The 16,089-nt window shown below is 42.4% G+C and carries 8 protein-coding genes; 5 read left to right on the forward strand and 3 right to left on the reverse strand.

The genetic code is table 11. From position 1 onward, the window contains the following. The first annotated feature begins 105 nt into the window (after positions 1 to 105). The 5 genes from treS (at position 106) to glgB (ending at position 11,377) form a co-directional block, all read left to right on the forward strand. Positions 106 to 3,381 (forward strand): maltose alpha-D-glucosyltransferase, encoded by a 3,276-nt coding sequence (gene treS, locus HMPREF1705_RS01925; RefSeq protein ID WP_009200396.1) that lies wholly within the window; start codon positions 106 to 108, stop codon positions 3,379 to 3,381. Between the two features lie 26 nt (positions 3,382 to 3,407). Further along, on the forward strand, positions 3,408 to 5,828 hold the full coding sequence (locus HMPREF1705_RS01930) for a DUF3536 domain-containing protein (RefSeq protein ID WP_009200395.1): 2,421 nt from the start codon (positions 3,408 to 3,410) through the stop codon (positions 5,826 to 5,828). 69 nt (positions 5,829 to 5,897) lie between these two features. Then, on the forward strand, positions 5,898 to 7,895 hold the full coding sequence (locus HMPREF1705_RS01935; RefSeq protein ID WP_009200394.1) for an alpha-1,4-glucan--maltose-1-phosphate maltosyltransferase: 1,998 nt from the start codon (positions 5,898 to 5,900) through the stop codon (positions 7,893 to 7,895). A gap of 37 nt (positions 7,896 to 7,932) precedes the next feature. After that, the gene (locus HMPREF1705_RS01940; RefSeq protein WP_057940629.1) at positions 7,933 to 9,450 is read left to right on the forward strand and encodes a putative maltokinase; all 1,518 of its coding nucleotides are present in this window, start codon (positions 7,933 to 7,935) and stop codon (positions 9,448 to 9,450) included. A 25-nt stretch (positions 9,451 to 9,475) separates the two neighbouring features. Beyond that, the gene (gene glgB / locus HMPREF1705_RS01945) at positions 9,476 to 11,377 is read left to right on the forward strand and encodes a 1,4-alpha-glucan branching protein GlgB (RefSeq protein ID WP_050767844.1); all 1,902 of its coding nucleotides are present in this window, start codon (positions 9,476 to 9,478) and stop codon (positions 11,375 to 11,377) included. A 307-nt stretch (positions 11,378 to 11,684) separates the two neighbouring features. Here the strand turns inward: glgB and HMPREF1705_RS01950 are convergent, their stop codons facing one another. Genes HMPREF1705_RS01950 through HMPREF1705_RS01960 form a run of 3 tightly spaced genes read right to left on the reverse strand, consistent with a single transcriptional unit; the run spans position 11,685 to position 15,797 of the window. Beyond that, entirely contained in the window at positions 11,685 to 12,932 is a 1,248-nt protein-coding gene (locus HMPREF1705_RS01950) for a glycosyltransferase (RefSeq protein WP_009200391.1), read from the reverse strand. Beyond that, complete coding sequence (locus HMPREF1705_RS01955) at positions 12,913 to 13,563, reverse strand: DUF5752 family protein (RefSeq protein ID WP_009200390.1); 651 nt, start codon at positions 13,561 to 13,563, stop codon at positions 12,913 to 12,915. Before HMPREF1705_RS01955 ends, HMPREF1705_RS01950 begins: the two co-directional genes overlap by 20 nt. Continuing rightward, positions 13,563 to 15,797 (reverse strand): bifunctional alpha,alpha-trehalose-phosphate synthase (UDP-forming)/trehalose-phosphatase, encoded by a 2,235-nt coding sequence (locus tag HMPREF1705_RS01960; protein ID WP_009200389.1) that lies wholly within the window; start codon positions 15,795 to 15,797, stop codon positions 13,563 to 13,565. Before HMPREF1705_RS01960 ends, HMPREF1705_RS01955 begins: the two co-directional genes overlap by 1 nt. Positions 15,798 to 16,089: the final 292 nt, after the last annotated feature.

Genomic DNA, 16,089 nt, shown 5'->3' on the forward strand with positions numbered 1-16,089 from the left:
TATCAATACTATGACTAATTTGCATTGACTCGGGTAGAAATATTGTTGTAAAATAAAGAAAATTTATTCTTTCTTCCTCATCTTTATAAGGAGGTTTTGTGCTTAGTGAGAAGCATTCCCGCCACTGATAATAACCCTTTATGGTATAAAGACGCCATAATCTACGAAACCCATGTGAAATCCTTTTACGACAGCGACGAGAACGGCATAGGGGACTTCCGCGGACTTACGGAAAAATTAGAGTACCTTAAAAACCTAGGCGTGACGGCAATTTGGCTTTTGCCCTTCTATCCTTCCCCTTTAAAAGACGATGGCTACGACATAGCGGACTATTTCAACATTCATCCAGATTATGGTACTTTAAGAGACTTTCGCTCTTTTCTAAAAAAGGCACACGATATTGGCTTAAAAGTAATTACGGAGCTGGTGTTAAATCACACTTCGGATCAACATCCTTGGTTTAGGCGGGCTCGCGAATCCAAAAGGGGCTCTCGCTGGAGAGATTTTTACGTATGGAGTTCCGATCCCAATAAATTTTCCGAGGCAAGAATAATATTTAAGGACTTCGAAAATTCAAACTGGACCTGGGATCCTGTGGGTAATGCCTATTTTTGGCACCGTTTTTACTCTCATCAACCGGATCTTAACTACAATAATCCGAGGGTAAAAAAAGAAATTTTTAGGGTTCTAGATTTCTGGTTCGATATGGGCATTGACGGAATGAGGTTGGATGCCGTGCCCTATCTTTACGAGCGCGAAGGAACAAATTGCGAAAACCTTCCCGAGACTCATCAGTTTTTAAAAGAACTGCGCGCTCATATGGATGCCCGCTACTCCAACAGAATGCTTTTAGGAGAGGCGAATCAGTGGCCTGAGGACGCCGTAGCTTACTTTGGGGAGGGTAACGAATGTCACATGGCCTTTCACTTTCCCATCATGCCAAGGATTTTCATGTCGCTTTGGATGGAAGATCGCTTTCCGATAGTGGATATACTCGAGCAAACGCCGCAAATTCCGGAAAACTGCCAATGGGCGATGTTTCTACGCAACCATGACGAGCTCACTCTTGAGATGGTAAGCGATGAAGAGCGCGATTACATGTACCGCGTATATGCAAAAGATGCGCGGGCAAGGATTAATCTTGGAATCCGCAGGAGACTGGCCCCGCTAATGGGAAATAATAGGCGCAAAATAGAGCTTATGAATGTTTTGCTTTTTTCTTTGCCCGGCACACCTATCATATATTATGGCGATGAGCTTGGAATGGGAGATAACTATTTCTTAGGCGACAGAAACGGAGTTCGCACTCCCATGCAATGGAGCCCCGATAGAAACGCAGGCTTTTCTAAAACAAACCCCCATAAACTTTACCTTCCGGTAATAATAGATCCAGAATATCACTATGAAATGATCAACGTAGAGACGCAGGAACGCAATCTTTCCTCAATGCTCTGGTGGATGCGTAGGGTTATCTCGGTACGAAAACGCTTTAAATCCTTTGGCAGGGGAGATATAAATTTCATAGATTCGGGCAATCCGAAGGTATTAGCCTTTACCAGGAATTTCGAGGACGAAACGATATTGGTAGTCATAAATCTCTCTCGCTTTTGCCAGGTCACAGAGCTCAATCTATCCCAATATGAAGGATACGTGCCGGAAGAAATTTTTAGCGGAAACCGTTTCCCAAGAATTGAACCGAATAAACCATATACTTTGACATTGGGAATTCATGATTATTTTTGGTTTAACCTGCTGAATAAAAGAGAATATATCTCCATCAAGGCGGAGGATGAACCACTTTCCACCATAGAAATTAATAAAATTGCAGATTTATCTGTCAATATCCTTTCAAGTAATTCTTTTCAAGATGCGATAAAAAAATACCTTAACAAATGTCCATATTTCGGCGGTAAAAATAAAAATATTAGGAATATCGATATTTTTGATATCATCTCCATATCGGGAAATCAATATTTTGAAACCGGTTTCTTGTTTCTTAATATCTCCTATCCTCAGGGAGAGAAAGATCGATGCCTTTTGCCCTTTACTTTAAAGATGGATAACGAAGCGTTATACACAAGACAAAACCATCCGGAATGCATTATTGCAAATGTCTCAATCGGGGGCCGCAACGGTATTTTGTGCGATGGTACTTATTCTCCCGACCTGATCGAAAACCTCATCGACCTTATGTCGAAGAGGAAAAGGGTTCAGGGTAACATAGGGCAGATAATATGCAAAAAAATTAATTTATCCAGCGATCTCGACATTACAGAAGATAGAAAAACATCACAATTAAAAATAGAAATATACTACCCCTGGTCTAACCTGATAACTTACGGTCCTTCCGTCGCCATCAAACTTTATCACAAACTGGAAGAGGGAATAAACGTAAGCGAGGACATTTTGCGCTATCTAACAGAAATGCGTTTTAAAAATATATTGCCCTACATCGGTTCCTTCAGGTATTTATCTAAAACCGAAGAAACCACTATCGGCATTTTGCAAAGAAACATTCCAAATCAAGGGAACGGATGGGAATATGTCCGTAATATGGGTGAGCTGTTTTTCGAGCGCCTGCTTTCATTGGGCAAAGCGGAGTTACCGAAAGAGACTGCTTCAGATTGCATAGACGGACTATTCCTAGAAATGATATCTCTGCTCGGAAAGCGCACTGCCGAGCTTCATAAAGCTCTCAGTTCTTCCCGCAAAGTTCCGGAGTTTGCTCCAGAACCCTTCACAAAACTATATCAAAGGTCAGTGTATCAGTCGATGAGAAATGAGTTGGGGCATTCTATCAGAACACTGTCGTATAAAATTGGCTCACTTCCCGAAGACCTTGCGACGCAAGCCGAGGAGGTCATGAAGATAAAAAACGACATTCTCGATAAAATTCGCCTTATCTACCAGGATAAAGTCAAGACTCAAAAGATAAGAATTCACGGCAATTATCATCTTGGGCACGTACTTTTTACCGGCAAAGACTTCCTCATTACGGGTTTTGAGGGTGATATGACAAAGTCTCTAGGAGAAAGAAAGATAAAGCGCTCATCTTTAAGAGATGTTGCCTCTATGCTTTACTCTCTAAACAGAGCTGCCAGGATCTCGTTGCGAAAAGCCTCATCTTTCGCAGAAGAAACAGAATTGATTTCATCGTCTATGAAGTTATGGCGTGAACTCGTCGGAGAGACTTTCCTAAAAAGCTATGTTGATAACTCCCGGGGCGAGTCTTTCCTGCCGGAAGATGATAATTCCATCAAAATATGGCTTAACGCTTTTTTGCTGGAAAGAGCCCTTCTCGAGCTGGATCTGGAGCTTTCCCACGAAAAAGGACAGTCCGATATTCCCATTGGAGAGATAATGTCGATAATGAAAATATAAGAACTGATTTCGCGGAGCGTGATCGAATGGAAAAATATGTGTGTATTCACGGACATTTCTACCAACCGCCAAGAGAAAACCCATGGCTTGAAGAAGTGGAGTTAGAAGAATCGGCATTACCCTTTCACGATTGGAACGAGCGCATTACGGCTGAATGCTACGCTCCTAATGCTGCTTCAAGGATCCTTGGTAACGACAGACATATCATTGCAATTACGAACAATTATTCCAAGATAAGTTTTAATATTGGCCCTACCCTGCTTCTTTGGATGAAAAAACATGCGAAAGAAACATATGAAGCAATAATAAATGCTGACGAGGAATCCAAAAAACGGTTTTCGGGCCACGGAAGTGCCATTGCTCAAGCATTCAACCATATGATCATGCCCTTGGCAAACGATCGAGATATACGCACTCAAGTTTATTGGGGATTAAAGACCTTCGAGAGTAATTTCAACCGAAAACCTGAGGGAATGTGGCTACCCGAAACAGCCGTAGACATAAGAACCTTAGAAACATTGGCAGAGTTCGGCATCAAGTTTACGATATTGGCTCCCCATCAGGCTGCAAGATACAGGGCAATAGGGGCGCAAGAATGGCAAGACGCAAGCGGCGCTAAAATCGACCCAAGACTTCCTTATCTCTGCAACCTGCCGTCCGGAAAAAAAATAAACATATTCTTTTACGATGGCCCGATATCTAACGATGTCTCCTTTGGCGGTCTACTAGTCAATGGCGAAAAATTAGCCAATCGCCTCATTGGATGTTTTTCCGACAGCAAGGAAGCTCAATTGGTCAACATTGCGACGGATGGAGAAACCTATGGACATCACCATCGTTATGGGGACATGGCCTTGGCCTATTGCTTATCTTTCATCGAATCTAATAATTTGGCCAAAATAACGGTTTACGGCGAATATCTCGAAAAATATCCTCCCAATCACGAAGTCGAAATAATAGATGGTTCTTCCTGGAGCTGCGTTCACGGAATCGAACGCTGGAGAAGTAACTGCGGTTGCAACAGCGGACTACACCCCGGTTGGCAACAGGAATGGAGAAAACCCCTCAGAGAGGCAAACGACTGGTTAAGAGACAAACTCTCCCTTTTATATGAGGAAAAGGCAAAGGATATCTTTTCAGATCCCTGGAAGGCAAGAGATGAATATATACGCGTTATTTTAGACAGATCGGATGATGACGTTTACGCCTTTCTCGAGGAACAATCGTGCAAAAAACTCTCAGATGAAGAGGTTGTCAATGCGCTCAGACTCTTGGAGATGCAACGTCATGCCATGCTCATGTACACGAGTTGCGGGTGGTTTTTCGATGAGATTTCCGGTATCGAATCAACTCAGGTGATGAAATACGCTTCAAGGGCAATCCAACTAGCTTCTTACTTCACCGATTCGCAGCTCGAAGCAAAATACCTCTCCATTTTGGAAAAAGCACCGAGCAACATCGAGCACATAGGAAACGGGAGAAAAGCTTATGAAGTATACGTCCGCCCATCTCAGGTTGATATGCTAAGGGTTGGTGCTCATTATGCGATATCCTCGATCTTCGAAGAAAAACAGGAGGATATAGATATCTACTGTTACAATGTGCAATGCGACCGCTTTGAAAAAGTGCGCGCCGGTAAGCTGACTTTATGCGCAGGTGAGGCTTCCTTTTTCTCCAACGTCACCTTTGAAGAAAAGGAAATTGCCTTCGCTGCACTTCATATGGGCGAGCACAATGTTCTCAGCGGTTTAAAAGTACATAGCGGTAACGGCGAATTCGAAGACCTTATTTCAAAAATGAAAGAGGCGTTAAAAATAGGAGATATTTCCACTTTGGTCCAGCTTATGGACGATTTTTTCGGGACTCATAATTATACGCTTAGACATTTATTCAAAGATCAGCAAAGAAGGGTTATAAATTACATCTTCGAAGAACCCCTACACAACATTATAGACGTAGTATTTCGCGGCATCTTGGAATCGAACTATACGACTATGAACTTTATGAAAGAAATCGGCACCCCGATCCCGAAACCGTTGGAAAAGGTAGCGGAAGTTACGCTTAATGCCGATTTTCTGAAACTCTTGAATTACAATACCTTCGACCTTAAAACTTTAAAAGGAGTTGCAGAAGATGCCAAACGTCTTGATATACCTTTAGACAGGGATGCGATTGGCCTCGCCTCTTCCTCTTTGGTGGACACTTTCTTTGCAATGCTCAAAGATAAACCTTTCGAAATAGAGATTTTAAGCAAAATTAACGACACGCTTGATTTGCTCAACGAACTTAAATTGCCACTATATCTATGGAGAGCGCAAAATGTATATTTTCATCTGACAAAGGACGCCTATCCTAAAGTCAAAGAACAGCTGGATGAAAAAGATGCCGATAGGTGGGCAGAACTGTTCAGGAAAATCGGAGAATGCTTGGACGTGAGGGTAGGATGACTTCGCCTATATCCCGAAAGATTTAAACTATACAATATGGTAAAAGTATAAAAAGACGGAGAATAACTCATGGATGGAATGGATGGAAGAAACAGGGTTGTCATAGAAAATGTATATCCCGAAATAGACTGCGGGAGATTTCCAATAAAAAGAACTGTGGGTTCCGGCGTTTACGTCGAAGCCGACGTATTCTCTGACGGACACGATGAAGTGCTGGCCTTTTTGCTTTATCGCAAATCTGACGAAGAGGATTGGAAGGAGGTCCTTATGTATCCTCTTTTCAATGACAGATGGCGCGCCCACTTTCCCGTCGAACGTATGGGAGAGTATTTGTACACTATAAAAGGAGGCGTCGACCATTTTTCAACATGGCGAAAGGACCTTTTAAAAAAGATAGATTCAGGACAAGATGTTTCTGTCGAATTAATAATTGGAGCAAACATGCTGCACCATGCCTCCAAAAGACATCGGGACAATGAAAAAAATATCCTGCTGGAATTCGCAGAAAGACTTGACCGCCTCTCGTCTAACATAAATACACATGCCATAGTCTCATTATTAAACACAAAGGAATTTCAACGCCTTAACATGTCATGTTTCGATGAAGCTTTTACTTCCTTTTACGAAAAAAATCTTCGGGTTACAGTGGACCGAAGGAAGGCAAGTTTCAGCTCCTGGTATGAGTTCTTTCCGCGATCTAATCCGGGGAAAGGTAAGGTGCACGGATGCTTTAACGATGCGATGCAGTTTTTACCCGAAATCGCTAAAATGGGCTTTGATGTTGTGTACCTCCCCCCCATTCACCCAATTGGCAAAACAAACCGTAAGGGCAAAAACAATTCCTTAGAAGTTACTCTCCATGATCCGGGAAGCCCCTGGGCCATTGGCTCATCGGAGGGAGATCATAAGGACATAGATCCTCAACTAGGCACAATGGACGATTTTGCCTCCTTCGTTAAACAAGCAGCCGATCTGGGTCTAGAAGTCGCCCTAGATTTGGCTTTTCAGTGTTCTCCCGATCATCCATACGTAAAGAAACACCCCGAGTGGTTCAGGTGGCGACCCGATGGAACTATCCAGTACGCAGAAAACCCGCCAAAAAAATACCAAGATGTCGTCCCCTTCGACTTTGAGTGCGATGATTGGAGATCACTTTGGGAAGAGCTCAAGAGCATAGTTATGTTTTGGATAGGACAAGGAGTAAAGATCTTTAGAGTTGACAACCCCCACACCAAACCCTTTGCTTTTTGGGAATGGCTTATCGGAGAAATAAAGAAAATTTACCCCGACACTATCTTCTTATCCGAAGCATTCACGCGACCTAAGGTCATGTACAGGTTGGCGAAGCTCGGTTTCAATCAATCCTACACATATTTCACATGGCGCAATACCAAGTGGGAAATCACGGAATATATGAAAGAACTGACACAAACTCAGGCCAAAGAATTTTTCCGACCCAACTTTTGGCCCAATACACCTGATATACTCCCCGAATACCTTCAATACGGGGGGAGACCTGCATTTATCGTAAGGTTGGTGTTGGCTGCAACCCTTTCTTCCAACTACGGAATATACGGACCTCCATTCCAGCTTTGTATATCCGAAGCGGTGCCTGGCAGGGAAGAATACCTTAACTCCGAAAAGTACGAGATCAAACATTGGGATTGGGATGCACCGGGTAATTTGAAAGAAATAATAGGAAGAATTAACAGGGCAAGAAAAGAAAACGCTGCCCTGCAGGAGACTAATAACATATTTTTTTGTGAAGCTGATGACGAAAACGTGATATCTTATTCAAAGGTCACCGAAGATCTATCCAATGCCATCCTGGTGGCGGCCAACTTGGATCCCTTTCACGTTCATGAAGCAACACTGCACATCCCTTTAAAAACACTCGGCATCGAGGAAGGGCAATCCTATTTGCTGGAAGACCTGTTAGGGGGAGAGAAATTCATCCTCCATGGAGAACACATGCGGTTGAAGATCGATCCCTTCGTCATCCCTGCCTATGTCTTCAAGGTGCACCGAAGGTTACGCCGAGAGTCGGATTTCGACTACTTCATGTAATCGTGCAATAAATGGGGTTAGGAGTGATATCAAGACAATGTTTGAAACCAATTTTAATGATATTTCTGAGGGATTAAAAAAACATTTGCCTGCCTACCTGCCAAGCTGTCGCTGGTTTGCCTCCAAGACTAAAGACATCGCAGAGGTGGATATTTTAGACTGCTTGCCCATGAAAAGAAATTTAAAGACATACATGCTGATTTTGAGGGTCGTTTTAGACGACGACTCCATCGAGCATTACTCAATGCCCCTTTCTGTTATTGAAAAAACACCCTCGAAGGAACAAAAAATAGGACTCATTTTTGCTCTAGACAACGGCACACATATAATTGAAGGCATTTTTGACGCTGGCTTCAGGGATGCCTTGTTCGAAACATTAATCGGGGGCAAAACTGTCGAGGGGATAAATGGCGTGCTTTCAGGTTTTGTCAATGCCAAAAGTATTTCCCATTTAATCGAACAAGGCAAAAACATTTCATCTAAAGTTCTACCGGCGGAACAGAGCAACTCATCCGTCATTTATAATGACAGCTTTTTCTTAAAACTTTACAGAAGGCTCGAAATCGGACCCCATCCTGAGGCAGAAATGACGCACTTCTTGTCTGAAGCCGGATTTACTCATGTGCCACCCTTTATTGGCTCCATGAAATATATGCTGAACGAAGAAAAATCCTGGCGCGAAGTCGCTTTACTTCAAGAGTACGTTAAAAACATAGGCGACGGATGGACATACTTCACTGCAGTACTCAAAAATACAATCAAAGCACTTAAATCGGCCGATGATGCCGACAAATATTTTTTGTTGCCTTTAAAGGAAGAAATAAATAGGACATATGCAATGGCCTCTTTGCTTGGAAAGCGGACGGCTGAAATGCATTTGGCCTTATCTTCGGACAGAAAAAACGATAGCTTTACTCCCTTGCCATTCAAAGGAGAAACCCAAAAAGAGGCTTATGCTATAGCACGTTTATGGATGAAACAAGCGATGAAGATTTTAAAAGATAACATACAAATGCTTCCCTCTCCAACAGACAAGCTGGCAAGAAATATTATCGACAACGAAAAATTACTTATAGACAGATTGAAATATTATTTCACTGCCTCCGGTGGAGAAATTTTAAGGATACATGGCGACTATCATCTGGGACAGCTGCTCTTTACGGGGGATGATTTTTTCATTATAGATTTTGAAGGGGAGCCGGCAAGAAGCTTAATAGAACGCAGAAAAAAGCAAAGTCCTTTGAAAGACGTCTCGGGAATGATACGTTCTCTTCATTACGCTGCCAATTACGCCCTCAAAAGCCTGGCCTGTGACGACGAGGCTTCTTCTTTCTGGGCAAAGATATGGTATGATAATGCATACTCATCATTTTTGTCTTCTTATCGTCAAGAGGCAATGAATGCTTCCTTTTTGCCCGCTGATGACGAAGAATTTAACGCTACTTTAAAAGCTTTCCTGATGGAAAAGGTTTTTTATGAAATATGTTACGAATTCAATAATCGCCCTGACTGGGTTTACATTCCCCTCAAGGGAATTGAATCTGTTATAAATTAGACAAGTCAGGCGAGGGGGGTTATGCATGAATAATCGTAAAGAATCAACTTGGACTTCTCCGTTTACAGATATGGATATATATCTTTTCAAAGAGGGCAATCACTTTCGTCTCTACGAAAAGTTGGGCGCGCATATTTGCAACGGCGGAGTTCGCTTTGCCATATGGGCTCCAAACGCCAAATCCGTTTCCGTCATAGGCGAATTCAATAACTGGGACAAAAAAGCACATCCTTTAAGCCCAAGACAAGACGAGACAGGAATCTGGGAGGGTTTCATAGAGGGAATTGATTCGGGAACGCTTTATAAATATCATATCGTGTCAAACTACAACAACTACGAAGTAGACAAAGGAGATCCCTATGCTTTTTATTGGGAAAGGCCACCCAAGACAGCCTCGATTGTTTGGGACTTAAACTACGAATGGAAGGACGAAAAGTGGATGAAGGAAAGGGCTAAACGCAACTCTTTCAAAAGCCCTATGTCCATCTACGAGGTGCATCTTGGTTCTTGGAGACGCTTCCCCGAGGAAGGCAACAGGTTTTTAACCTATCGCGAATTGGCGTCGTTTTTGCCAAATTACGCGAAAGAAATGGGATTTACCCATGTCGAGTTCTTGCCGGTAATGGAACATCCTTTTTACGGTTCATGGGGATACCAGACACTTGGCTACTTTGCTCCAACCGCCAGATACGGTTCTCCTCAGGATTTTATGTATCTCATCGATGTATTGCACCAAAACGAGATAGGCGTGATCCTCGATTGGGTACCATCTCACTTCCCAAACGACGGACATGGATTGGTCTTTTTCGACGGAACACATCTTTATGAACACGCCGACCCTAGAAAGGGCTTTCATCCCGACTGGAAAAGCTGTATTTTTAATTACGGCAGAAATGAGGTGCGAAACTTCCTAATTTCAAGCGCTCTTTTCTGGCTGGATAAATACCATGTAGACGGATTGAGAGTCGACGCCGTAGCTTCTTTGCTTTATCTCGACTACTCAAGAAAGGATGGCGAATGGATACCTAACGAGTACGGCGGAAGGGAAAACCTAGAAGCGATACATTTTCTAAAGCGTTTCAACGAAGAGGTCTACAAAAACTATCCTGACGTTCAAACTATTGCAGAGGAATCTACCGCATGGCCTCAAGCAACCAGGCCTACCCATCTGGGCGGATTAGGATTTGGCATGAAGTGGAACATGGGATGGATGCACGATACGCTCGAATATTTCTCTAAAGATCCCATATTTAGGAAATATCATCATAATCAGTTAACCTTTAGTATATGGTATGCCTTTTTCGAAAATTTTGTGCTGCCATTATCTCATGATGAGGTCGTCCACGGCAAAGGTTCGCTTATTGCTAAAATGCCGGGAGATGATTGGCAAAAGTTCGCTAATTTGCGGGCTCTTTTAGGTTATCAGTGGCTTCATCCAGGGAAAAAACTACTTTTTATGGGTGGGGAATTAGGCCAGTGGAGAGAATGGAATCATGAATCGAGCATTGATTGGCATTTGTTGGAATACCCTAATCACGAAGGTGTAAGGCACTTTGTCCGTGACTTAAATCACCTTTTAAGCAGTGAGCCTGCTCTTTATGAAAGAGATTTCGAGAATACCGGATTTGAATGGGTGGACTTTTCCGATTGGGAGAGCAGCGTTATATCCTTTTTGCGGAAGTCAGAGGACCAAACAGTATTGGTAGTCTGCAACTTCACGCCCATACCTCGCTATAATTACAGAATAGGTGTTCCAAGCGGTGGATTTTGGAAGGAAATCTTAAACAGCGACGCAAAAGAATACGGTGGAAGCGGTCACGGCAACTTCGGCGGTCTTGAAGCAACTCCTGTCCCAATTCACGGCAGGTTTCATTCGTTGGTAATGACCCTTCCTCCTTTGTCTGTAACGGTTTTCAAAAAAGCATAATCCGCTAAAAATAAAGGATTGCCAAAAAGCATGCGTGCTTTTTGGCAACATTCCCTTAAGATTACCGCACAAATATGTTTTTGAAGGATAAAGTATATATGGACATATTGGTACGTATTTCGATCCACCTTACAGAGGACATGAAAATTCAGTCAAATGGGAGCAGAAAAACTTCTTTAGGGGCATCATCACTCAGAATATGGATGCCCCCATCACCACTATCCCCTTGACAAGGTGAGATAACAAATACGCTAGAAATCATTGACTAAATATTTATAGAAACGACGCTATAGTAGTAATATTAGATTTAATGAATACATGAATTTAGTTCTAGTATATCACCACCATTATATAGCGATAAAAATAGGAGCAGATAATCCTTGATATGCCTGGTTATGAGAAAATTGTTTTTTATGTGTTCTTTACCGTTCTGGGCCAAACCCTTAGCATATTCCGGTTCATACAAAAGCTGTTTGAGATAATGAACTGTGCCATCAATGGAGTAAGTCAGTATTCCGGAGTGCTTGTGAGCTATCTGTAGAGGAATGCCTCCGACTGCCGAGGCTATTACCGGTTTTTCCTTCCATAAAGCTTCCGCAACCGTTAACCCAAATCCTTCTTTAAGTGATTTTTGCAAGATTACACTTGACGCTCTCTGTAGCGCGTTTATCTCAACGTCACTTTTCGGGGGAAGTAACAATACGAAAATGTCAGGATCATCGGCTGCTGCGTTTTTGACCTCTTCTAACACTTTAACTCCCTCAGGGTCGTCGGTGGCGCCTCCTCCGGCAAGCACCAATTGACAATCCAAGTGTCTTTTGACTCTTTTGTAAACCTCGATGACTCCTATCGGGTCCTTTAAGTAATCAAAACGAGAAATCTGGGTTACTATGGGTCGAGATTTGTCTATCCCGAACTTTTCGAGAACCGAGTCAATTTCCTCCTGAGACAAATCTTTATTTTTGTCGCTTAATGGATCAATGGAAGGAGAGATCAAAACCTGCGGTACGCGCAATTTCCTGGCGAAGGCGGGTGCAGAAAAGACTGCGCTGTCGTATTTTTCTATATATAATTTCAGAAAAGCCATTACTTCTTCCTTGGGCGTCGTAAAATCTACATGACATCTCCAAACCCATTTATTCCCCAGCGATTCCTTTAGTTCAACCAAAACGATGGGCTGTGGGTCATGTATAAAAAAGATATCGCCCGTAAAATCCATCTCTTTGGCGTTTTTGCGATTGATTTCGAGAAAATACATAAATTCTTCCAGGGATATTTCGACGTCGACGCCATGAAGGGCATTATGCATTTTTTTGGTGATGTTAAAAAAATTTTCGTCACCTTTTATCGTATCCCAACGGGCATCTACGCTCAGCTGCTCTAATAAGCTGATCATTCGATTTAATATTTCGGCTACTCCACCACCAACCTTTGTCGAATTTATATTTCTTATCACCTTTCCCTCGAGCTTGCCAGCCAACAAATACAGCTCATCTATGATATCCTGTCCCACTATCGAAGAGTATTCTTTAATGTTAGTTGTCAAAGTAATCATCTCTCCTCAATATTTTAATGATCTTTTTTCTTAAACCTTCCAATGTAAAGGCATAGGGATCCATCCGCGATATCCTGTCTGCCAATTCATGCTCGCCAATATTCCTCAACCATGCAGAAAAATCATTCTCTCGCTTTTGGTAACGCAATCTTGGCTCAAAAATATGAAAACATATGGATGTGATTGGAATTTTCTCCATTGCCTCCGCAAACTCCGCCAAGGTATTTGCTGCAAAGTCCGTCTGAAAGACAAAAGTTTTGCAATCCATGAAGTGAAATTCATGCCCCTCTATGCAGCCGCTGATGTGCTTTCCGCTCAATATATGATCTTCTAATTTCTTTATATATCTTGTTCTCAGCTCTTCGATGGATTTTATATTAACTATATCCACACTGGTAATGCTTTCCCCTAACTCTCTCAGTCCCAAGATATTTGTTATCCAGTAGGCAAAATCGTTGGGCGGCTCGGGAGAAACGCGATAATGCTGCTGTAAGAAGCGGTGTGTATGGTAGTACATCGAAGATTCCGGTATTTTCCTGAGACCATCAAGAAGTTGAATTGGATCTTTCGCTTTCATTCCCAGCAATCTAGTCTGGTGGGTCTCCGAAAAAAAACGAAACTCATTGCTCATCAAACTTCACCTCTCGCTCTATTCTTCAGCATATCGAGCAAATTCCTCACATCTTTGTAGCTCATCACATTGGAACGTGCATTTGAATGGGTCATCCCGACCTTGACCGTCCATGCCTGAGTGGACAGGCTCCTGAAGAAATCTTCATCTGTTCTGTCATCCCCTATGGCAAGAACAAAGTCGTAATTTTTCTTGGAAAGAAAATAAAGTGCTGCTTTGCCCTTGTCAATACCCGCATTTCTTACTTCTATAACCTTGCGACCCTGTATAATCTGCGCATCCGTATTGGCCGTATATTGTAAAAGCAGGTCCGTTAATTCCCTTGCTGCATCGGCTGCTTGTTCCGGATCGGCCTTGCGGAAATGCCAGCTGACAGAATACTCTTTTTCTTCCAGAAAAGATCCCGGCACCTTATCGACATAATGCTTCAAAAGTGAAAGCACGTCTTTCTTCCATTCGCTGCTCGCGTGTCTCAATAACTCCCAATCCTTGCCCTTCTCTTTAATCCAAACGCCGTGTTCGGCCACGAAGTTTATATCGAGATCCCCGAGCCATTGCTGGAGGATACTTCTTTCCCTGCCGCTGATTATCACGATATCTACTTTATTTATTTTTGAAAGTTCGCGTAAAAGATCCAAAAGCTCCCTCGGCGGGATAGCTTTCTTGGGATCCCCGGAAAAGGGAACCAAGGTGCCATCGTAATCGAGGAAGAAGATGCAATGGTTGGCCTTTTCAAACTCGTCTAACATCTTGGCTGTAGCCCTTTTGTCGAGAATTTTGGTTTGGAATCTTCTCTGCTCGTCCTTGATATAATCCAATTCTTGAATAAACTCCGAGGCCCATTTCACCACATGATAGTTTTTCAACCTCTGTTGCATTCTTTCCAGCCTGTTTTGCTGCTCTTCAACGGGCATTTCCAAGGCCTCTTTAATCGAAGCAGCGATCTCTTCTCTGTCATTTGGATTTATCAAGATGGCCTCTCCCAACTCTTTGGAAGCACCTGCGAGCTCGCTTAAAATCAACACTCCGGTCATGTCCTTTCTAGATGCAACGTACTCCTTTGACACCAAATTCATACCGTCTCTTAGAGGTGTAATTAAAGCTACATCGCTAACTGAATAAAGGGCAACCAGCTGATGAAAGGGAACATGGCCGTATTTATAGTTAATTGGCACCCAGTTCAGCGTACTGTAAGCGCCGTTGATATTTCCAACCATCTGATCTATCTTTGTCTTAATCGCTTGATACCTATCAACGCCAATCCTCGATGGCACAACAACTAAAAGCAGAGTAACCTTCCCATGCCATTGAGGGTTGTTGGCAAGAAAGAGCTTATAACCCTCAAGTCTATTTAAAAGCCCCTTTGAGTAATCCAGCCTATCGACGGAAACTATGGTCTTTAAACCGGAAAGAATATTTTGAAGTTTTTCCCTCTCTATTTGCGTCTCCCTTGAGTTAACGGCATTGTTGAACCTATAGAAATCGATGCCCATTGGGAATGTATCGGCTTTGACCAGTCGGTGATCGATAAACATTTTACCCATGTTGTTCTCGTATCCTAAGAGGCGAAGGGTAGACCTCAAGAAATACTGTGTGTAATCATGGGTATGAAAACCTATCACATCTGCACCAAGTAACCCCTGTAAAATTTCTTTTGCCCAATTTTTGGGCAAAAGGCGGAACAACTCATAGGAAGGAAAGGGGATGTGCAAGAAAAACCCTATCGAAACCTCCGACATTCGCTGTCTAATAAGGCGGGGTAACAGCATCAGATGATAATCATGTATCCATAAGATATCGTCGGGCCTCAAAATTTCCATGATGGTTTCGCAAAAATGTTCGTTGACTTCTTTGTAAGACTCCCAACTTTCCTTTTCATAAACAACATATGTCGGAAAATAATGAAATAGCGGCCAAATCGTCTTATTGCAGAAACCGTGATAAAAGGCGTCCATCGTTTCCTCTTCCATGAACACCGGATAGGCATTAAATTGTGATTCCGCTATTTGTTTTATGTGTTCTTTATGTTCATCGCTAATTGAAGCCCCTGGCCATCCAAGCCACACATATTCGTTCCCTTCGGTAAATGAAGAGTGTTGCAACGAATCCAAATAGGCGCTCAGGCCTGTTACCAAGCCGCCTGCGCTCGCTTTTAACTTCAAATCCCCTTTATCGTCTTCTTCTACAGTAAAAGGAAGTCGATTGGAGGCGATTATCAGCCTCTTATGGTTCATTAGAATTCACCTCTCTTGTCTGGAGTTGCTGATGTAATTGACGAAAAAAGTTGTGGCAAACATATTTGGAAGTTTGATTAAGCGAAACCTTATTTCACATTTTCACGAAAGTGATTAGGAAAGAATATCTGCTTAAAAGGATCTAATAACGCATGCAATAAATGTCAATGTTTTGATATCTAATTAGTTTTTCGATTCTGTTAATATGAACAATCTAGAGTTATAATAATACATCAAATGACAGGTAATTGTCGATAATAGTTAAAGAAAATTCTAGCAAGTACAACATTGT

The sequence above is a fragment of the Acetomicrobium hydrogeniformans ATCC BAA-1850 genome (assembly GCF_000160455.2).
GTDB lineage: Bacteria > Synergistota > Synergistia > Synergistales > Acetomicrobiaceae > Acetomicrobium > Acetomicrobium thermoterrenum.

Excerpts from the sequence above, each read along its gene's own strand:
- HMPREF1705_RS01955 (WP_009200390.1), bottom strand. The coding sequence starts at position 13,563 with ATGAGCAATGAGTTTCGTTTTTTTTCGGAGACCCACCAGACTAGATTG.
- HMPREF1705_RS01960 (WP_009200389.1), bottom strand. The coding sequence starts at position 15,797 with ATGAACCATAAGAGGCTGATAATCGCCTCCAATCGACTTCCTTTTACT.
- HMPREF1705_RS01950 (WP_009200391.1), bottom strand. The coding sequence starts at position 12,932 with ATGATTACTTTGACAACTAACATTAAAGAATACTCTTCGATAGTGGGA.
- glgB (WP_050767844.1), top strand. The coding sequence starts at position 9,476 with ATGAATAATCGTAAAGAATCAACTTGGACTTCTCCGTTTACAGATATG.
- HMPREF1705_RS01930 (WP_009200395.1), top strand. The coding sequence starts at position 3,408 with ATGGAAAAATATGTGTGTATTCACGGACATTTCTACCAACCGCCAAGA.
- HMPREF1705_RS01935 (WP_009200394.1), top strand. The coding sequence starts at position 5,898 with ATGGATGGAATGGATGGAAGAAACAGGGTTGTCATAGAAAATGTATAT.
- HMPREF1705_RS01940 (WP_057940629.1), top strand. The coding sequence starts at position 7,933 with ATGTTTGAAACCAATTTTAATGATATTTCTGAGGGATTAAAAAAACAT.